At 64.6% G+C, this 18,487-nt stretch carries 16 protein-coding genes; 10 read left to right on the forward strand and 6 right to left on the reverse strand.

Annotated elements, in window-relative coordinates; genetic code table 11:
• Window positions 1-78: 78 nt before the first annotated feature.
• The 3 genes from JQ616_RS36075 (at window position 79) to JQ616_RS36085 (ending at window position 3,387) form a co-directional block, all read left to right on the forward strand.
• Window positions 79-450 (forward strand): hypothetical protein, encoded by a 372-nt coding sequence (locus JQ616_RS36075; protein WP_212022952.1) that lies wholly within the window; start codon window positions 79-81, stop codon window positions 448-450.
• Between the two features lie 320 nt (window positions 451-770).
• Complete coding sequence (locus JQ616_RS36080) at window positions 771-2,351, forward strand: alkaline phosphatase D family protein (protein ID WP_212022927.1); 1,581 nt, start codon at window positions 771-773, stop codon at window positions 2,349-2,351.
• A gap of 217 nt (window positions 2,352-2,568) precedes the next feature.
• A complete protein-coding gene (locus tag JQ616_RS36085) occupies window positions 2,569-3,387 on the forward strand; it encodes an aldo/keto reductase (RefSeq protein WP_212022928.1) in 819 nt (272 codons plus the stop codon).
• A 92-nt stretch (window positions 3,388-3,479) separates the two neighbouring features.
• Here JQ616_RS36085 and JQ616_RS36090 read toward each other — a convergent pair whose 3' ends face one another.
• Window positions 3,480-3,698, reverse strand: a complete 219-nt coding sequence (locus JQ616_RS36090; RefSeq protein WP_212022929.1) for a hypothetical protein — start codon at window positions 3,696-3,698, stop codon at window positions 3,480-3,482.
• A 161-nt stretch (window positions 3,699-3,859) separates the two neighbouring features.
• Here JQ616_RS36090 and JQ616_RS36095 point away from each other — a divergent pair, with 161 nt between their 5' ends.
• A complete protein-coding gene (locus tag JQ616_RS36095; RefSeq protein WP_212022930.1) occupies window positions 3,860-5,140 on the forward strand; it encodes an amidohydrolase family protein in 1,281 nt (426 codons plus the stop codon).
• A 115-nt stretch (window positions 5,141-5,255) separates the two neighbouring features.
• Here the strand turns inward: JQ616_RS36095 and JQ616_RS36100 are convergent, their stop codons facing one another.
• On the reverse strand, window positions 5,256-6,494 hold the full coding sequence (locus JQ616_RS36100) for a PLP-dependent aminotransferase family protein (RefSeq protein ID WP_212022931.1): 1,239 nt from the start codon (window positions 6,492-6,494) through the stop codon (window positions 5,256-5,258).
• A gap of 60 nt (window positions 6,495-6,554) precedes the next feature.
• Window positions 6,555-7,097, reverse strand: coding sequence for a DUF3124 domain-containing protein (locus JQ616_RS36105; protein WP_249137742.1), 543 nt, complete (start codon window positions 7,095-7,097; stop codon window positions 6,555-6,557).
• Window positions 7,098-7,155: 58 nt separating this feature from the next.
• Between JQ616_RS36105 and JQ616_RS36110 the strand changes: the two genes are divergently transcribed.
• The 4 genes from JQ616_RS36110 (at window position 7,156) to JQ616_RS36125 (ending at window position 12,523) form a co-directional block, all read left to right on the forward strand.
• Window positions 7,156-8,901 carry a cation:proton antiporter gene (locus JQ616_RS36110; protein ID WP_212022932.1) on the forward strand — a complete coding sequence of 582 codons (1,746 nt, stop codon included), beginning with the start codon at window positions 7,156-7,158 and terminating at the stop codon, window positions 8,899-8,901.
• Between the two features lie 141 nt (window positions 8,902-9,042).
• Entirely contained in the window at window positions 9,043-10,119 is a 1,077-nt protein-coding gene (gene ribB / locus JQ616_RS36115; RefSeq protein WP_212022933.1) for a 3,4-dihydroxy-2-butanone-4-phosphate synthase, read from the forward strand.
• 130 nt (window positions 10,120-10,249) lie between these two features.
• Entirely contained in the window at window positions 10,250-11,464 is a 1,215-nt protein-coding gene (locus tag JQ616_RS36120; RefSeq protein WP_163156649.1) for an acyl-CoA dehydrogenase, read from the forward strand.
• A gap of 141 nt (window positions 11,465-11,605) precedes the next feature.
• Window positions 11,606-12,523 (forward strand): MBL fold metallo-hydrolase, encoded by a 918-nt coding sequence (locus JQ616_RS36125; RefSeq protein WP_212022934.1) that lies wholly within the window; start codon window positions 11,606-11,608, stop codon window positions 12,521-12,523.
• Between the two features lie 150 nt (window positions 12,524-12,673).
• On the opposite strand, the gene JQ616_RS36130 is transcribed toward JQ616_RS36125, so the two are convergent.
• Both JQ616_RS36130 and JQ616_RS36135 read right to left on the reverse strand, forming a co-directional pair.
• Window positions 12,674-13,531 (reverse strand): DUF1499 domain-containing protein, encoded by an 858-nt coding sequence (locus JQ616_RS36130; protein ID WP_212022935.1) that lies wholly within the window; start codon window positions 13,529-13,531, stop codon window positions 12,674-12,676.
• 463 nt (window positions 13,532-13,994) lie between these two features.
• Window positions 13,995-15,623, reverse strand: coding sequence for a fatty-acid--CoA ligase (locus tag JQ616_RS36135; RefSeq protein ID WP_212022936.1), 1,629 nt, complete (start codon window positions 15,621-15,623; stop codon window positions 13,995-13,997).
• Between the two features lie 76 nt (window positions 15,624-15,699).
• Between JQ616_RS36135 and JQ616_RS36140 the strand changes: the two genes are divergently transcribed.
• Entirely contained in the window at window positions 15,700-16,887 is a 1,188-nt protein-coding gene (locus JQ616_RS36140; protein WP_433996034.1) for an extensin family protein, read from the forward strand.
• Window positions 16,888-16,911: 24 nt separating this feature from the next.
• Here the strand turns inward: JQ616_RS36140 and JQ616_RS36145 are convergent, their stop codons facing one another.
• The gene (locus JQ616_RS36145) at window positions 16,912-17,589 is read right to left on the reverse strand and encodes a L,D-transpeptidase (protein WP_212022937.1); all 678 of its coding nucleotides are present in this window, start codon (window positions 17,587-17,589) and stop codon (window positions 16,912-16,914) included.
• A 338-nt stretch (window positions 17,590-17,927) separates the two neighbouring features.
• Here JQ616_RS36145 and JQ616_RS36150 point away from each other — a divergent pair.
• On the forward strand, window positions 17,928-18,487 hold a 560-nt coding region (locus JQ616_RS36150; protein WP_283812711.1), incomplete at its 3' end, for a CorA family divalent cation transporter.

An 18,487-nucleotide genomic window follows, 5' to 3' on the forward strand; every position in this document is an offset into this window, starting at 1 on the left:
TTTCAGGAGGCCCTTTTGACGGTCCTGAAAAGCGCTTTGGTTGCAATTGTTTGTACCGCGTACCTGGCGTTGGGTGGCGTGGCGTTCGCTGACGACTACCGCCCAAGCGAGTTCTTCAGTCTTGACCTCTCCCAGGCCGTGCTGTCGCCGAAACCGCTTGGTCCGCCGGCGCAGTTCGAGCCGGTTCCGGTCGAGGCCAAGGCCGACCATGGTCCGGATCAGCATGCGAGCGCCGAGCCACAGGTCGAGCAGCCGAAAGTCGCGCCGAAGAAGGCCGTGCGCACGACCAGGGTAACGCCGCAGCCTGAGAAGAAGCGCGCGGCCGCACACGTGCCCGCTCGCGCCAAGCTCGCACGCCGGCATTCGAACCCGCTCGATGCGGAAGCCCGCGACACCAGGATCCAGACCTGGCCGTGCCGCACCGGGGGCATCTGCAACTGGCAGCGCTGAGGCGCGGCTCGGCGTCGCTCGCCAACTTGCGCGCGTGTTCGCACCAATACCGTACCCGTCATCCTGAGGAGGCCGCGAAGCGGCCGTCTCGAAGGATGAATGGGCCACGAACGGGGGCCGTCCATCCTTCGAGACGCGCGTTCCGCGCTTCTCAGGATGACGGGTCTGGCCAAGCGCCAAGCGCTCCAAACTGTTCCGATCTCGATCTCCCCTGAGTCATCCCGCCGTCGCAAAACCGTCGGCGGGGAGTCAAGAAACCGTAAGGGCGGAGTCAAACGGCGCAGGCAAAACCTTCGTTGCGATTCGACGAAGGTTATTCGATGCCGACAGCGATCTCCGCGAGGCGGCGAGGCCTCACAAGGCGTCAGCTTCTGGTGCGCTCGGCGTCCACGGCCGCGCTGGCGGGATTGGGCGCGCTAGCAAGGCCCTATCTGAGCCGCGCGGCGGATCGGCCCGCGATCGCGGGGATCCAGTCAGGCGACGTCGCAAGCGATTCCGCCGTGATCTGGGCCCGCGCCGATCGCGCCGCGCGGATGCGCATCGAATGCGCCGCGGTCGAGAGCTTTGCCACCATCCTGCGCAGCGCGACCGCTGACGCGTTGCCCGAGCGCGACTTCACCGCAAAGCTGCTGCTGGATGGCCTGCCGCCGGGCCAGGATTTGTTCTATCGCGTGCACTTCGAGGATCACGACGGCATTGCCGGCGAAAGCCGCGTCGGGCATTTCCGCACCGCGCCTGCCGACCGTCGCTCGGTCTCGTTCGTCTGGTCCGGCGACGTCGTCGGGCAGGGCTGGGGCATCGACCCCGCGCGCGGCGGCCTGCGTAGCTATCGCACCATGCTGAACGAGCATCCGGATTTCTTCATCCATTCCGGCGATCACATCTATGCGGATTGCACGGTGCCCGCGGAGCAGGCGCTGCCGAACGGCGAGGTCTGGCGCAACATCGTCACCGCCGAGAAATCCGTCGTCGCGCACAGCCTCGACGAGTTTCGTGGCAATTACAAATACAACTGGCTCGACGATAATTTCCGCGCCTTCCACGCCGAAGTGCCTGTCTTCGCGCAGTGGGACGACCATGAGGTGGCCGACGACTGGTCGCCGATCGGCACCGCTGACGCGACCGGCTATGACGCGGACGGCAGCTCGCGCCTGGTGGCGCGGGCGCGGCGTGCGTTCCACGAATTCATGCCGATGCGGCTGATGCCGGAGCGCGACGGCCGGGTCTATCGCAAGATCGCCTACGGGCCGCTGCTCGACGTCTTCATCATCGACATGCGCTCCTACCGCGATTCCAACTGGAACAAGCAGGGCGATCCTGACCAGGCCTTCATCCTCGGCGAAAGCCAGCTTGCCTGGCTGAAGCGCGAGCTGGTGGCATCCGATGCTGTCTGGAAGGTGATCGCGGCGGACCTGCCGATCGGCCTCGTCAGTCTCGATGCCGTTGCGCTCGGCGACGGGCCGCCCGAGCGGCGCGAGCACGAGATCGCCGACCTGCTGTCCTTCATGAAGCGCGCCGGCATCCGCAACACGGTGTGGCTCACGGCGGATATGCATTACACCGCCGCGCATCACTATGATCCGAACCGCGCCATGTTCCAGGAGTTCGAGCCGTTCTGGGAGTTCGTCTCCGGCCCGCTGCATGCCGGCACCTGGTCGCCGGGCGCGCTCGACAACACCTTTGGCCCGAAGGTGATGTACCAGAACGGTTGCTCGGCCGAGCAGGGCGACAATCTCGCGCCGTGCTTCGGCCTGCAATTCTTCGGCCGCGTCGACATCGACGGCAGGACCGCCGTGATGACGGTGACGCTGAAGGACGTCGACAACCACGATCTCTGGTCGGTCGACATCGAGCCGCGGCCGGACGCGCGGCCCGGCCAGATCATGGCGCAGCACATCTAGCCCGTAGCGTTTTCGAGCGAAGTGGAGTTCCGGATCGCGTGAAGAAAAGGCGTCAAACCGGGATTCGTCGCGACATCTTGATTTGCGGATACCTTGCCCGAAGGGGCGGTTTGCGGGCAGACTGTGCGTTGGCAGTCCTGCCATTTCATTCCCACGAAACGATTTGCTGGCGTGACGTCGTCGATCTCATCGGCGTCCCACGCGTCAGGAGCTATCCATGGAAAATCTGCAGACACAGGGCATCAGCCTGCCGCAGCTCGGGCTCGGCACCTTCCGCATGCAGGGTGATTCCTGCCGCGCGGCCGTCGAGAGCGCGCTCGGGCTCGGTTACCGGCACATCGACACCGCCGAGATGTACGCCAACGAAGAACCGATCGGGGCGGCGATCGCCGGCTCCAAGGTCGCGCGCAAGGACCTGCATGTCACCACCAAGGTCTGGCACGAGAATTTGGCGCCGGATGCGATCCGGACCGCGTTCGACGCGAGCCTGAAGAAGCTGCGGCTCGATCACGTCGATCTCTATCTGGTGCACTGGCCGTCGAAGAACATGAAGCTGCCGGCCGTGTTCGAGACGCTGATGAGGCTGAAGGAGGAGGGCCGCGTCCGCGCCATCGGCGTCGCCAACTTCACCACCGCGCTGCTCAAGACCGTGGTCGATGACATCAAGGCGCCGATCGCCTGCAACCAGATCGAATATCACGCGATGCTGGACCAGACGCCGGTGCGCAAATATCTCGCCGCGAAATCGATCCCGCTGGTGGCCTATTGCCCGCTGGCGCAGGGCCGTTTCGCGACCGATGAGACGCTGGCGAAAATCGGCAGCAAGCATGATGCGACCGCAGCCCAGGTGGCGCTGAAATGGCTGCTAGATCAGGACGGCGTTGCGGCGATCCCGAAAGCTTCGCGTGCCGAAAGCCAACAGGCCAATCTTGACGCGCTGAAGCTCAAGCTCGACGATGACGACCGCAAGGCGATCGCGGCATTGCGCAAGGATATGCGCTGCGTCAATCCGGGTTTTGCGCCGGCATGGGACTGAACCCGTCGACCACCGAACACGAATGTTGAAAAAGAAAATGGCTCCGTGAGGAGCCATTTTCCGTTGTGTCGGTCTCTTGGATATGTCGGCGGTTAGTAGCGATCGTGCCGGATCACGACCGCGCGGTCATGGTCGTGATGCCAGCCGCGATGCCAACCACGGTCATGGCGCATCTCGGCGCGCGCGCCCCAGCCACGATCCCAGTGATGGTGATGGCCGCGCTTGATTACGACGGTCTCGGCGCTCGCGATCGACGGAACAGCCACTGCAAGCGCACCAATCGCCGCAAGAACAAAACCAATCTTTTTCATTTCATCCTCCTCAAATGATGCGAGGAGGCAACCGTACACGGATCGAAACGTTCCTCAGGAACTGGAGGAGTTTTCTGAACGGATGTTCAGGTGGCCTTGCCTAACTACGGCGTCCGACGCATCATCGCGCCACAAAAATCAATGTTCGGGGGGACGTTGCCGTGGGTGGATTTTCACGCCGGGATTTTTTGAAAGCTACGGGATCGGCTGCTGCTGCCGCCATTACGGGGCCGGCCGCAGCCGCAATGGGGCCGGACGACAAGTTCGACCTCGTCATCAAGAGCGGTGACGTGATCGATCCGAGCCAGTCGCTGCGCGGCAAGCGCGACATCGGCATCCGCTGGGGTCTGATCGAGGCGATCGAGGATGAGATTCCGGCCGCGCGCGCCGTCAAGACCATCGACGCGTCGGGCAAGCTGGTGATGCCGGGCCTCGTCGATCTGCATTGCCACGTCTACCCCTATGGATCCGCGATCGGCATTCCCGCCGACGAGCTGGTGCAATTCCAGGGCACCACGACCGTCGTCTCGGCGGGCGATGCCGGCGTCAACAATCTCGCGGCGCTGCGGCGCTTCATCGTGGCGCAGTCGCGGACGCGGATCTACGCTTTCGTCCACATCGCCAATAACGGCCTGTCGGCATTCCCGGTGGCCGAGCTCTACAACATCGACAATGCCCAGGTCGAAGCCTGCGCGACGGCGCTGGCCGAGAACCCGGACTTCCTGATCGGGGTCAAGGTGCGGATGTCGGAGAACGTGATCTTCAAGCACGGCGTCGAACCGCTGAAACGCGGCATCCAGGCCTGCGAGATGTGCGGCTGGCCGGCGCGGATGATGGTGCATATCGGTGGCGTCGAGACCAAGGAGCTGATGTCCGACATCCTCGACCTGTTGCGGCCGGGCGATATCCTCACCCATGCCTATTCCGGCGCGCCGAACATGTCGGGCGCGTTCACCAACATCGTGCAGGAGGGCAAGCTGCTCCCGGCGGCGCTCGCGGCCAAGCAGCGCGGCGTGCTGTTCGACGTCGGCCATGGCGGCGGCAGCTTCGATTTCACGGTGGCGGAGATCGCAATTCCGGCGGGCTGCACGCCGGATACGATCTCTTCCGACATCCACGTCTTCTCCGGCAATTCGCCGGGCATCCCGTTCTTGCCGAACGTGATGAGCAAGTTCCTTGCGATGGGCTCCTCGCTGGATCAGGTGGTGGCGATGGCGACCTCGGTGCCGGCGCGGATCATCAACCGCACACCGAAGATCGGCACGCTGCAGCGCGGCGCACCCGGCGACGTCGCCATCATGGATCTCGTCGAGGGCCCGGTCACCTTCGTCGACACCCGCAACAACAAGCGCGACGGCAATCTGCAGCTGAAGCCGGTGCAGACCGTCATCAACGGCGTGCCGTTCGGGCGGCCGTACCAGGCGCCATTTTCGGTGCGGTGAGCCTCCGGGCAAGCGGAGACATGGATTGCTTCGCTTCGCTCGCAATGACGAGGTAACTGGCTGTCATTTCGAGGAGCATAGCGACGAAGCAATCCATCGCGCGGCATAGCGAGGACTAGCCGCGCTTCTCCACATTGCTGCTGCGCGCGGGCACGCCGAATTCCTTGCGGCACACCTCGGCCAGCACCGCGACGCCCTCGCGGATCTGGTCGTGCGAAGGGCTCGCGAAGCAGAGCCGCAGCCGGCTGCCGGAATGCGCCTTGCTGGTCGACCATTCCGGTCCCGGATTGATCGAGACGCCGGCGGCGAGCGCCGCTTGGTAGAGCTTCAACGTATCGACATTGTCCGGCAGCTTGACCCAGAGGAAGATGCCGCCCTTCGGCGCCTCGAATTCGGCTGCGGTGCCGAACTGCTCGTTCAGCGCCTCCATCAGCGTGTCGAGTTTTGCGCGCAGGCCCTTGGTCAGTCGCGGCACGTGGGTCGCGAAATGCGGCGCGCAATATTCTGATAGCACCATCTGCTCCAGCGCGCCGGAGCCGGCGTCGGTCTTCAGCGGCAGCATCCGCGACATGATTGCCCAGGGCGCGACGATGAAGCCGACTCGCAGCGCCGGCGCGATCGACTTCGAGAACGAGCCGATATGGATGACGCCGCCATGCGTGCTCATGGCGTAGATCGCGGGTGGCCGCTTGCCGTTCCAGATCAGATCGGCATAGCAATCGTCCTCGAAGATCGGCACGCCGTATTCCTTCGACAGCTTCAGCATCTCGGCGCGGCGGCTCTCCGGCAGGATCGAGCCGGTCGGGTTCTGCACGGTCGGGATGGTGTAGATGTATTTCGGCGTGATGCCGCGCCGCTTGTGATCGGCGAGTGCCGCGGCCAGCGCGTCGATCCGGATGCCCTCGCCATCGAGGGGAATGCCGACGGCATTGACGCCGAGCCGTGTCAGCCGGTTCAGCGAGCCCTGATAGGTCTCCTGCTCGATCAGCACCGTGTCGCCCTTGGCGAGCAGGGTGTGATTGACCAGATCGAGCGCCTGCAGCGAGCCGGAGACGATCATGATCTCGTCCGGCGTGCAGGCAATTCCGGCATCGCGGTTCAGCTTCTCGGTCAGGAACTGGCGCAGCGGCAGATAGCCCTGCGGCCCGTGCGCGAGGTTGTAGGTCGCGAGATTCCTGCCCTCGCGCTTCAGCACCGCGTTCATGGCCTCCAGCAGCCCGTCGACCGGGACCTGGTCGGGATCGTTGTTGCCGCCGACGAAGCTGTATTTGGCGAGCCCGGTCCAGCGCGCGGCGGGCGCAGGCAGGCCGGCCGGGAGCAGCGGTGCAAAATCGAACTGGGCTGAGGTGGACATGGACGTTTCGCTCCGTGTTGTTTTCGTTGAGAGGGCCGCCGGAAGCGGCCATCCGTGAAGTCAGTTCTTGCCGGTCAGCCGAATCGGGCGGCCCTGGCTGATGAAGGCATAGTGCCCGGCACCGACGCTGCCGACCATTAAGGCCTCGACTGCCGGTTCCGCGATCTCGCCGGCGGCCGCCCAATCGACCACGAAATTCGCGCCGGTGCCGCCGCGGGTATCGGTGGTGGCGATCGCGACCTCGATGGTCGCAAACGGTTTTAGCGCGATCGGCGATTTGAGGTAGCTCTCCACCATCTTGCCTGATGTGTCGAAATAGGCGATCCGCTTCAGCACCAGCGGCTTGGTCTCGGAGGCGTTGTGCACGCTGAGCGTCACCGAGAAATCGGCCCTGAGCTTGCCGTGGCTCATCGACACGCTGGAATACACCGGCACATAGAATGCGCCGGAGGCGGTGAGGCCTTCGGATGGTACCGCGGTCAGCGAGTTCGCAAAATTTTGTTCAATACTCGCCGGGGATTGTGCTAGCGCCACCGTCGCGCGCACGGTGAGCAGGCAGAGCAGAACTGCCAGAAAAATGCCGCCTGCGCGGATGTGACACATTGCTAGGTTGATCCTCACGCCCGGCCCTCTAGGTTGCGGCAAAGGAAGTCGTTGACGCATGCATGAACTCATTCGCGATATCACGCTCTGTATCCTGTTTGCCTGGGGAATCGGGCTGCTTGCCCATTTCTCCCGGCAACCGCTGATACTGGCCTACCTTATCGCCGGCTTTTTCATTGGTCCATTCGGCATGGGCTGGGTCAAGTCCCAGGAATCGATCAGCGTCATCTCCGAGCTCGGCCTGATCTTCATGTTGTTCATGATCGGGCTCGAAATCGACCTCAAGAAGATCATCCGCGCCGGCAAGGTCATCCTGTTCGCTGGCGCCGGCGAGCTGATCGGCGGCTGCCTGATCGGCGTGGCGTTCTTTGCCGGAATCGGCCTTGCGATCGGCGGCGGCAAGTTCGATGCGGTCTATCTCTGCGTCGCCTGTGCACTGTCCTCGACCGTCATCATCGTCAAGGTGCTCTACGAGAAGCGCGAGCTCGATACGCTGCCGGGCCGCATCACGCTCGGCGTGCTGGTGCTGCAGGACATCTTCGCGATCCTGTTCCTCGCGGTGCAGCCGAGCCTCGATAATTTGCAGATCAGCGTCGTGCTGCTGTCGGTCGCCCGCGTTGCGGTGCTGGTCGCGACCGCGCTGGTGCTGAGCCGCTACGTGCTGCCGCGGCTGTTCCACCAGATCGCGCGGCGGCCTGAGCTCGTGCTGCTCGGCGCGCTTGCCTGGTGTTTCCTGATCGGCGAGATCGCCGAGCGGCTGCATCTGTCGCGCGAGATGGGCTCGCTGGTTGCCGGCGTCTCGATCTCGACCTTTCCCTACGCGCTCGACGTCACCGCCAAGGTCACGACGCTCAGGGATTTCTTCATCACGCTGTTCTTCGTCGCGCTCGGCATGACGATCCCGATCCCGGGCCTACAGGTGATCGGGCTGGCGCTTGTCATCGCGGCCTTCACGGTGGCGAGCCGTCTGGTCACGACCTTCACGCCGCTCTATCTGATGAAGCAGGGCCTGCGCGCCAGCCTGCTGCCGGCGATCAATCTGGCGCAGATCTCCGAGTTCTCGCTGGTGGTGATCCAGACGGGCATCGCCGCCAACCATATCGGGACCGAAACCGCGAACGCGGCCTCGTTCGCCTTCGTGGTGCTGGCGGTGCTCTCGACCTTCGCGATGGGCCGCAGCGACCAGATCGTGCGCGGCCTGATCGGTCCGTTGAAGCGGATCGGGCTGCGCGACCTCGACCAGGAAGGTCAGGGCCGCGGCGAGGCCGGGCATGATGGAGGCCAGGAGGGGGGACACGGCGAGATCCGGCGCATCGTGATCCTCGGCTTTTTCCGCGCCGCGAGCGCGCTGATCAGCCAGATCGAGCGGCAGAACCAGTCGCTGCTCGAGCAGATCAGCGTCGTCGACTTCAATCCGCTGGTGTTCCGCACGCTGTCCGACCGCGGCATGCACGTGATCTATGGCGACATCAGCAATGTCGACACGCTGGTGCACGCCGGCATCGGCAAGGCCGAGATCATCATCCTGAGCGTGCCGGATTTCCTCCTGGTCGGCGCCGACAATGAGAAGCTGGTGCGCCACGTTCGCGCGCTCAATCCGACCGCGCAAATCGTCGCCACCGCGGATCTCCTGAGCGGCGTCGACGACCTCTACACGGCCGGCGCCAATTACGTGACGGTGACCCGGCTCAGTGACGCCGGCGAGCTCTATTCGGTGATCGAGGCTGCCGATGCCGGCCTGCTCGACGACAAGCGCGCCGAGCTCGATGCCCAGCTCAGCGACCGGCGCGAGGTACTGCCGTAGAAGCCGGCTATGGGAGCTGTCACCGTCCTGGCATGCCTGACGACGATGCCTGCCAAACGCATGGCGGGTTGCATAATGATACTGGCGCTGCCATCGGAACCCGGCTAATCCACTGCCTGCATAAAGCGAGATGTCAGGACAATGGCCGATACGATCCAGGAAGTGCTGCAAGCCTTTGCGAAGGGTGAACTCGTCGTCGTCACCGACGATGACGATCGGGAAGGCGAAGGCGATCTGATCGTCGCGGCGTCGTTCTGCACAGCGGAAAAGATGGCCTTCATCATCCGCCACACCTCCGGCATCGTCTGCGCGCCGATCACCACCGAGGACGCCCGCCGGTTGCGGCTCGACCCGATGGTGGCACACAACGAGTCCAACCACACCACGGCCTTCACCGTCTCGATCGACTACAAGCCCGATGGCGGCACCGGCATCTCGGCCGAGGAACGCGCCTCCTGCTGCCGCGCGCTCGCCAATCCCAATGCCGGCGCCAACGACTTCGCGCGCCCCGGCCACATCTTTCCGCTGATCGCGCGCGACGGTGGCGTGCTGCTGCGTTCCGGCCATACCGAAGCCGCGGTCGATCTGTGCCGGCTCTCGGGCCTGCCGCCGGTCGGCGTCATCAGCGAGCTGATGAACGACGATGGAACCGTGATGAAGGGCGAGCAGGTCGCGAAATTCGCCGCCCGACACAACCTCAAGCACGTCACGATCGCCGATATGATCGCCTACCGCCAGGCGCGCGAGAAGCTGATCGAGCGGGTCGCGACCTTCACCACCGAGAGCCCGATCGGTCCGCTGCAGGGCTACGCCTATCGCTCGCCGTTCGACGAGATCATGCATGCCGCCTTCGTCTATAACGGCATCGGTGACGGCCGGGACGTGCTGACCCGGCTGCACAAGCCGAACATCGTGAAAGACCTCTTCACCGGGCCGGCGCGGATGGAAGCCGTGCTGCGGCACTTCAAGGCTGCCGACCGCGGCGTGCTGGTATATCTGCGCGACGGTGCCGCCGGTGTTCCGGTCCAGCCGGTGGGTGAGCAGAAGTCGGCGGAGGCCGATCGCAACAAGCAATGGCGCGAGGTCGGCGTCGGCGCCCAGATCCTGCGCGATCTCGGCGTCACCTCGATCCGGCACCTGACCTCGTCGGTGCACGACTACAAGGGGTTGTCCGGTTTCGGCATCGAGATCGTGTCGAACGAGAAGTTCGACGGCTGATGCGGGTCATTCCGGGCGCGATACCAGCGCATCGCCCCGGGCCCGGCATCCGCCCAATTCAATTGCGCTTCGCAGCATAGCGCTTTAATTTATCCGCCAATTTCCGAGTGACGATGCGAAAGGATGTTTCATGAGCGTGCGCCCCCAGTCCAAGGACAAGCCGGCTGCCGCCAGCTTCCAGTGGGATGATCCCTTCCTGCTTGACGATCAGCTCACTGAAGACGAGCGCCTGATCCGCGACACCGCGCGAGCCTATGCGCAGGACAAGCTGCTGCCGCGGGTCACCAAGGCATATCTGGAAGAGAAGACCGACCGCGAGATCTTCAACGAGATGGGCGAGCTCGGCCTGATCGGTGTGACACTGCCGGAAGAGTATGGCTGCGCTAATGCGAGCTACGTGGCCTATGGCCTCGTCGCACGCGAGATCGAGCGCGTCGATAGCGGCTACCGCTCGATGAACTCGGTGCAGACCTCGCTGGTGATGTATCCGATCTACGCCTATGGCGACGAGAACCAGCGCAAGAAATATCTCCCCAAGCTCGCCACTGGAGAATGGGTCGGCTGTTTCGGCCTGACCGAGCCGGACGCCGGTTCCGATCCCGGTGGCATGAAGACCCGCGCCGAGAAGGTCGCCGACGGCTACAAGCTGAACGGCGCCAAGATGTGGATCTCGAATGCGCCGATCGCCGACGTGTTCGTGGTGTGGGCGAAGTCGGCAGCGCATGACAACCAGATCCGCGGCTTCATCCTCGAGAAGGGCATGAAGGGCCTGTCGGCACCGAAGGTCGGCGGCAAGCTCAGCTTGCGTGCCTCGATCACCGGCGAAATCGTGCTCGACAATGTCGTGGTGCCGGAAAGCGCGCTGCTGCCCAACGTCTCCGGCCTCAAGGGCCCGTTCGGCTGCCTCAACCGTGCCCGCTACGGCATCTCCTGGGGCGCGCTCGGCGCCGCCGAGGACTGCATGCATCGCGCGCGGCAATACACGCTCGACCGCAAGCAGTTCAACCGGCCGCTCGCCGCCACCCAGCTGGTGCAGAAGAAGCTCGCCGACATGGAGACCGAGATCGCGCTCGGCCTGCAGGCCTCACTGCGCGTCGGCCGCCTGATGGACGAAGGCAAGATGGCGCCCGAGATGATCTCGATCGTCAAACGCAACAATTGCGGCAAGTCGCTCGACATCGCCCGCATGGCGCGCGACATGCACGGCGGCAACGGCATCCAGATCGAATATCACGTGATGCGTCACGCCGCGAACCTCGAGACGGTGAACACCTATGAGGGCACGCACGACGTCCACGCGCTGATTCTCGGCCGCGCGATCACCGGCATCCAGGCGTTCTCTTAACGAGTGCTCACCCAAAACGCTGTCATGGCCGGGCTTGTCCCGGCCATCCACGTGTTGGGCTCGCAAAGGAAGACGTTGATGCCTGGGACAAGCCCGGGCATGACGAGGTCAAAGAGAAGCCGGATATCACGGACAGAAGCCATGGCCGACAACGACGACATCCCGTTCAACCGCGACTTTCCGCTGAAGCCCGGCGTGGTCGAGCAGGTCCGCCCCGGCGTCCGCCGCGTCCTCTGCAACAATCCGAGCCCGTTCACCTTCACCGGCACGGTCAGCTACATCGTGGGCGAGGGCAAGGTCGCGATCATCGATCCCGGTCCTGACGACGAGGCGCATGCCAAAGCGCTGCTCGATGCGGTCAAGGGCGAGACCGTGACCCACATCCTGGTCACCCATACCCACCGCGACCATTCGCCGAACACGCCGCGCATCAAGGCCGCGACCGGCGCGCCGGTTTATGCCGAGGGGCCGCACCGCGCCTCGCGGCCGCGCTTCGAGAGCGAGAAGCACAATCCGGAATCCGGCGCCGACCGCGATTTCCGGCCCGACATCGAGGTCAAGCACGGCGACGTCATCGAGGGCAGTGGCTTCGCGCTGGAAGCGGTCGCCACCCCCGGCCACACCGCCAACCATCTGGCGTTCGCATGGGCCGAGCGCAGCATCAATTTCGTCGGCGACCATGTGATGGGCTGGTCGACCTCGATCGTGGCGCCGCCGGACGGTTCGATGATCGACTACATGGCCTCGCTGGAGCGGCTGGAGCAGCGGCCCGAGCAGCTCTATTTCTCCGGCCATGGCCCCGAGATCCCGGAAGGCCCGCGCTACGTCCGCTTCCTGGCGCGGCATCGCCGGGCGCGCGAGGCGTCGATCCTGCATCGGCTCGGCAAGGGCGAGGCCGACATCCCGACCATGGTGCGGGCGATCTATATCGGGCTCGATCCGCGCCTCGCCAACGCCGCCGGCTATTCGGTACTGGCGCATCTGGAGGACCTGGTCGCGCGCGGTGTCGTGGCGACCGACGGCGATCCCGTGATCGGCGGCACCTACCGGATGGCCTGACCTGTCATTCCGGGGCTCGCCAACGGGCCCGCGCAAGGCGCGGCCCGATGACAGGCTCTGCGAGAGCCCGGAATCCATCTCACCGTGGAGCTTGCCGCCCGATAGATTCCGGGCTCGTGCTTACGCACGCCCCGGAATGACGGCGAGAGATTATTTCTTCACCGTCTTCGCCGGCGGCGTCTTCGGCGCGACCGGGGCCGCCTTCTTCGCGGGCTTGGAGTTGTCGTTCTCCGCGGCTGTGTTGAGGTCCTCGATCAGCCTCTTGACCCGCGCGGCGTTGCTGCCGAGATCGGTGTCGAAATAGCGCGAGGCCGAGCGGATATCGACCCGCGAATCCTCGTCGTCGGGTGTGACCCGGATCGAGACGTCCTCGCGAAAGCCCATGATCGGCGTGCGCGCCACCGCCTCGATGCGGCCGATGCGGCGCGGCGGCTGCGGCGCGCGGGCGTCGATGACCAGCCATTTGCGCCGGTTCACCAGCCGCAAGGTCATCTCGTAGGCGCGGTCGGCCGGGACCTCAAGCTCGACAGTCTCAATGTCTGGATAGGCGGTGCGCTGCCGCTCGGCCGAAGCGAGGCCGGCGTAGGCGGCGGGATTGGTGCCTTCCCCGGTGCGCAGCCGCGCCAGCGCCTCGAATTTCGGCGGGTCGATCGGGTCGGTTGTGACGTCGTAGAGCCGCGGCAGCTTGCGGTACTGATAGGTGAGGTAGGCCGGGTAGGCGAGCACGGCCGCGTTGATCACGAATGCAAGCAGGATCCGGCCCATGCCGCGGGTGCCGTTCTGCCAGATCGCGGCGAAGGCGGCGAGCCCAAGCAGGATCGACAGGCCGGCCAGGCCCAGCGCGCCGAAGAAGGTCGCCAGCGCCGGTTTAACCTCCAGGAACCCGAAGCGAACGATCAGGATCGAGACCACCACCGCGACGACGGAGAAGATCGCAAGGTTGCGCGACCAGGTGGCAAGACCGGACACGGGCTCCTGCTGGTAGGGAGCGGAAAACCTGCGCGCCATCGTCGAAAAATCTGCCGGTTGGATGTCCCCGGCGACCTCAGCCGCCGCCAATCATCGTGTGAGACCACGGACCTGCGGCGAATTCAAGGGATTTGGGCGGTGCTATTCACCCTCCCCTGGAGGGGAGGGCTATCGCAAATGGCCAGCCTCCGCAGGGGCGCACTGTCAAAACATCGAAAACAACCCCATGCACAGTAGCCGGCGGCGTGCCGACATTCGACACGGCAACATGACATGTCGGGCAAATCAGGGGTGAAATTCTATTATTCAGAAATAAAGCAGGCGTGGCTGTAGCCATCTGCGATTTCCCTCCCCTGGAGGGGGTGAGACGAGCGAAGCTCGCTCTTGGGATCGGTTCGCAGGACATGCGAACCGAGGTGGGGTGGAGAGATCACCTACCCCGCCTCACATCTCGCTTTGCTCGCTGTGAGCCGACCCTCCCCTTTCAGGGGAGGGTGAAGCATCACGCCGCGGCGGTCGGGAAGGTGTAGTCCTTGAACTGGTCGCGCAGCGCCGTCTTCAGGATCTTGCCGGTCGCGGTGTGGGGAATGCCGTCGACGAAGGCGACGTCGTCGGGCATCCACCATTTGGCGATCTTGCCATCCATGAACTTCAGGATGTCCTCGCGGGTGGCGCTCTGGCCCTGTTTGAGCTGCACGATCAGGAGCGGCCGCTCATCCCATTTCGGGTGATGGACGCCGATCACCGCGGCTTCCGCCACCGCCGGATGGCCGACCGCGAGGTTTTCCAGATCGATCGAGGAGATCCATTCGCCGCCGGACTTGATCACGTCCTTGGAGCGGTCGGTGATCCGCATGTAACCGTGCTCGTCCATCGTCGAGACGTCGCCGGTGTCGAAGAAGCCGGCATCGTCGAGGATGTTGGCATCGACCCGGAAATAGGCCTTGGCGATCGCGGGACCCGAGACCTTGAGGCGGCCGAAGGTCTTGCCGTCCCACGGCAGCTCCTTGCCGGCATCGTCGGTGATCTTCATCTCGACGCCGAACGGCGGATAGCCCTGGGTCTGCAGGATGTCGAGCCGCTCCTCGCCGCTGCGATCGGTGAACGGCGGCTTCAGCGTTGCCAGCGTGCCGAGCGGACTCATCTCGGTCATGCCCCAGGCGTGGCGCACCTGGCTGCCCATGTCGAGGAACGCCTTGATCATCGAGCGCGGCATCGCCGAACCGCCGCAGATCACCATCTGGAGGTCCGGCAGCTTCAGATTGTTGGCGGCCATGTATTGCAGCAGCATCAGCCACACCGTCGGGACGCCCGCGGTATGGGTGACCTTCTCAGTCGACAGCAGCTCGTACACCGAGGCGCCATCGAGCTTCGGACCCGGCATCACCAGCTTGGTGCCCATCGACGGCGCGGAGAAGGCGATGCCCCAGCTGTTGGCATGGAACAAGGGGACCACCGGAAGCATTGTGTCGGAGGCGGAGGTGCCCAGCGCGTCCTTCGAGTTGGCCATCAGCGCGTGCAACACGTTGGACCGGTGCGAATAAAGTACACCCTTGGGATCGCCCGTCGTGCCGGAGGTGTAGCACATCGCCGCCGCGGTGTTCTCGTCGAAGGTCTTCCACTCGAACTTGCCGTCGGATGCCGCGATCCAGTCCTCATAGGCGACCGCGTTCTTCAGCGTGGTCTGCGGCATGTGCGCCTTGTCGGTCAGCACCACGTAGCGCTCGACGCTCGGCAGCTGGCCGGCGATCTTCTCCAGCACCGGAACGAAGGTGAGGTCGGTGATGACGATGCGGTCCTGGGCGTGGTTGACGATCCAGGCGATCTGTTCCGGAAACAGTCGTGGGTTGACCGTGTGGCAGATCGCGCCGATCCCCATCACGCCGTACCAGACCTCGAGGTGGCGCCAGGTGTTCCAGGCGATGGTGGCGACGCGGTCGCCGAGCTTGATGCCGTCGCGCTCCAGGCTCTGCGACACCTTCAGCGCGCGCGCATGGATCTGGGCGTAGGTGGTGCGATGGATCGGGCCTTCGACCGACCGCGTCACGACTTCCTGCGTGCCGTGATATTTCGCGGCGTGCTCAATAATCTTGTGGCACAGCAAGGGCCAATCTTGCATCAAGCCAAGCATACGCAAATCCCTCCTCGATCCTCACGCATGATCTGCCGGCATCTTGGACGGCCGGCAGTAAAATCATGGAACTGACATGAACTGTAGCGCGGAGAAAGCAAGCCGAAAATGGCCTGATGGCGCGTTTCGTCGCGCCTGCGCGGCAATGGTTACCGCTGCCGCCGCGCTGCTTTGCCTTGGCATGCAGGCAGGCCCCGCGGAGGCCGCCCGAGGCGCGCCGAGCTTCCCGTGGGACGATTTGTTCGGCACCCGGCCGCACCGACCGCACAAGACCGTGCGCCGCTCCGCGGTGCCGCTGCCGAAGCCGCGCCCTGCCGAGGCGCCGACGGCAAACGAGGCACCGGCGGCGTCCGTGGCGCCGGCGACCACCGAGCCTGAACCGCCCGCGGCCGCGACGCAGCGGCCTGCCGAAGCCGCCAAGCCGGCTGAAGCGCCCAAGCCGGCCGAGCCGCCCAGGCCGCAGCTCTCAGCCTGCCGGCAGGCGCTCACCGAGGAGATCGCGATCGCGCCGAGCATTCCGGATATTCACGGCGCCGGCGGCTGCGGTGGCGAGGATCTGGTGCGGCTCGAGGCCGTCGTGCTGGCGGACAAGCGCAAGGTCGCGGTCAAACCCGCGGCGATCCTCCGCTGCAAGATGGCAGCCGCGGTCGCGGACTGGGTCCGCACCGATATCGCGCCGCTGGCGCAGAGCCTCGGCGGCGGGATCAGCAATCTCGACAATTTCGACTCGTTCGAATGCCGCGGCCGCAATCGCATCGTCGGCGCGCAGCTCTCCGAGCACGGCCGCGCCAATGCCCTCGACGTGCGCGCATTCGGTCTCGCCAATGGCAAGTCGATCTCGCTGACCGACCGCAGCGTACCGCGGACCTTGCGTGAGACCGTGCTGCATTCGGTCTGCGCCCGCTTCTCCACCGTGCTCGGTCCGGGCTCGGACTGGTACCACGAGGATCACATCCATCTCGATCTGATCGAGCGTCGCAACAATTTCCGGATCTGCCAGTGGAACGTGTATGACCCGCTGCCGCAGGTCGCGCCGCTGTTGCCGGCCGAGCGGCCCGAACAGGCGCCCCCGCGCGAGGTCGCCGCAAAATCGGACGTGTCCAAGCCGGACGTATCTAAGCCGGACGGATCCAAGGCCGACCGCGGCACGGCCGATGAGCCGGATGCGGCGAAATCAGACGATGCGGCCGGGTCCGATGGTGCTGCCGAGACCAAGCCGCAACCGCAGCCAACAAAAAAGCGCCGGCAGAGCCGGCGCCTTTGATCTCGTCCGCGTATCAGGTGCGGTTCAGTAGGTGGCCATGCTGCCGCCCTGCAGCGCCATCTGCGGCTTGTAGGGCGAGTCGCCATGCTTCGGCTCCAGCACCACGACGATGGTGCCGAGCTTGACGCGGTTGTAGAGGTCGATGACGTCCTCGTTGGTCATGCGGATGCAGCCCGAGGAGATCGACGAACCGATGTATTCCGGCTGGTTGGTGCCGTGGATGCGGAACAGCGTGTCCTTGCCGCCCGAGTAGAGGTACATCGCGCGCGAGCCCATCGGATTGTCCGGGCCCGGGGCCACGAAGCTCGGCACGCCGAGGCGCGAGATCTCGCCGGGGGTCGGATGCCAGGCCGGCCATTCGGTCATGCTGCCGACCTTGGCGATGCCGGACCAGGCCATGGCTTCTTCGCCGACGGTGATGCCGTAGCGGATCGCCTTGCCGTCGTTCATCACATAATAGAGGTAATGGTTGTCGGAATCGACCACGATGGAGCCGGGGGCTTCCTTGCGGTGGTACTCGACGATGGCGCGGCGGAACGGTTCGGCGACCGGCGTCTTGACGTAGGTGGTCTTGGCCAGCAGTTCCTTGTCATGCGGCTTGAAGGCAGCGGTATTGGTTGCCTCATAGGTCGTGGCCTGCATGCAGCCCGACAACATCAGGCCAGCGGCCAGGATCCCGAAAGTAACTTTGAGCGACGACATGATTACATTCCAATCGAAAATCCGCGCCCGAAAGCGCCAACATTACGCCCCAAACGCCACGATTCCATGAAGGGCATTATCGCTGAAACCCGCCATTCTTCCCAGACTTTAGATGGCTTTCCCGCATCGCGGGACGTGATCTGTGGCTTTTTTGCCGCAACTGTTCTGGCGTGGGTCGATTTTTTGTGCAAACAGGCAACGGTCGTCGAGTCGGAGCTACCTCACTGCCACCCGGCTGCCACAAATATGGACGCCCGGTTAATGCCCCGGTCATGAAGCGCCACCCAGAATCGCGCTAAGGCGACGGGTCCTGCCAGCCCTGTTTTGTGGAGTTCGTGATGCTGTCGGTGTTCGTTCCCTCCGATTTCTCCCTCAAGAAGGCCGCCGCCACCGACCTCGGCGCGCTGCCCGAGGGCGCGGTCTGGGTCGACCTGGTGAACCCGACCGTGGAGGAGGACCGGGCCGTCGAGAAGCTCGCGGGGATCGCGGTTCCGACCCGGGAAGACATGCAGGAGATCGAAATCTCCAGCCGCCTCTATATCGAGAACAGCGCGCGCTACATGACTGCGACGCTGATGTGCCAATCCGACACCGACATGCCGCGCACCACGGCGGTCACCTTCATCCTGACCAGCCATCGGCTGGTCACGGTGCGCTACGACCTGCCGAAGCCTTTCGCATTGGTCGAGAACAAGCTGGCCCGCGCCTGTTCCCCCGGCATCACCGGCGAGCAGGTGCTGATGGAACTGCTGGACGCCGTGATCGATCGCTGTGCCGACCTGCTGGAGCGTTGCGGGGCCGACATCGACCAGGTCTCCCACGACATCTTCGAGCCCGAGAGCGAACGCCACGGCCACGCCAAGCAATATTCGCAAATCCTGATCACGATCGGCCGCAA

Source organism: Bradyrhizobium tropiciagri, assembly GCF_018130545.1.
GTDB classification, from domain to species: domain Bacteria; phylum Pseudomonadota; class Alphaproteobacteria; order Rhizobiales; family Xanthobacteraceae; genus Bradyrhizobium; species Bradyrhizobium tropiciagri_A.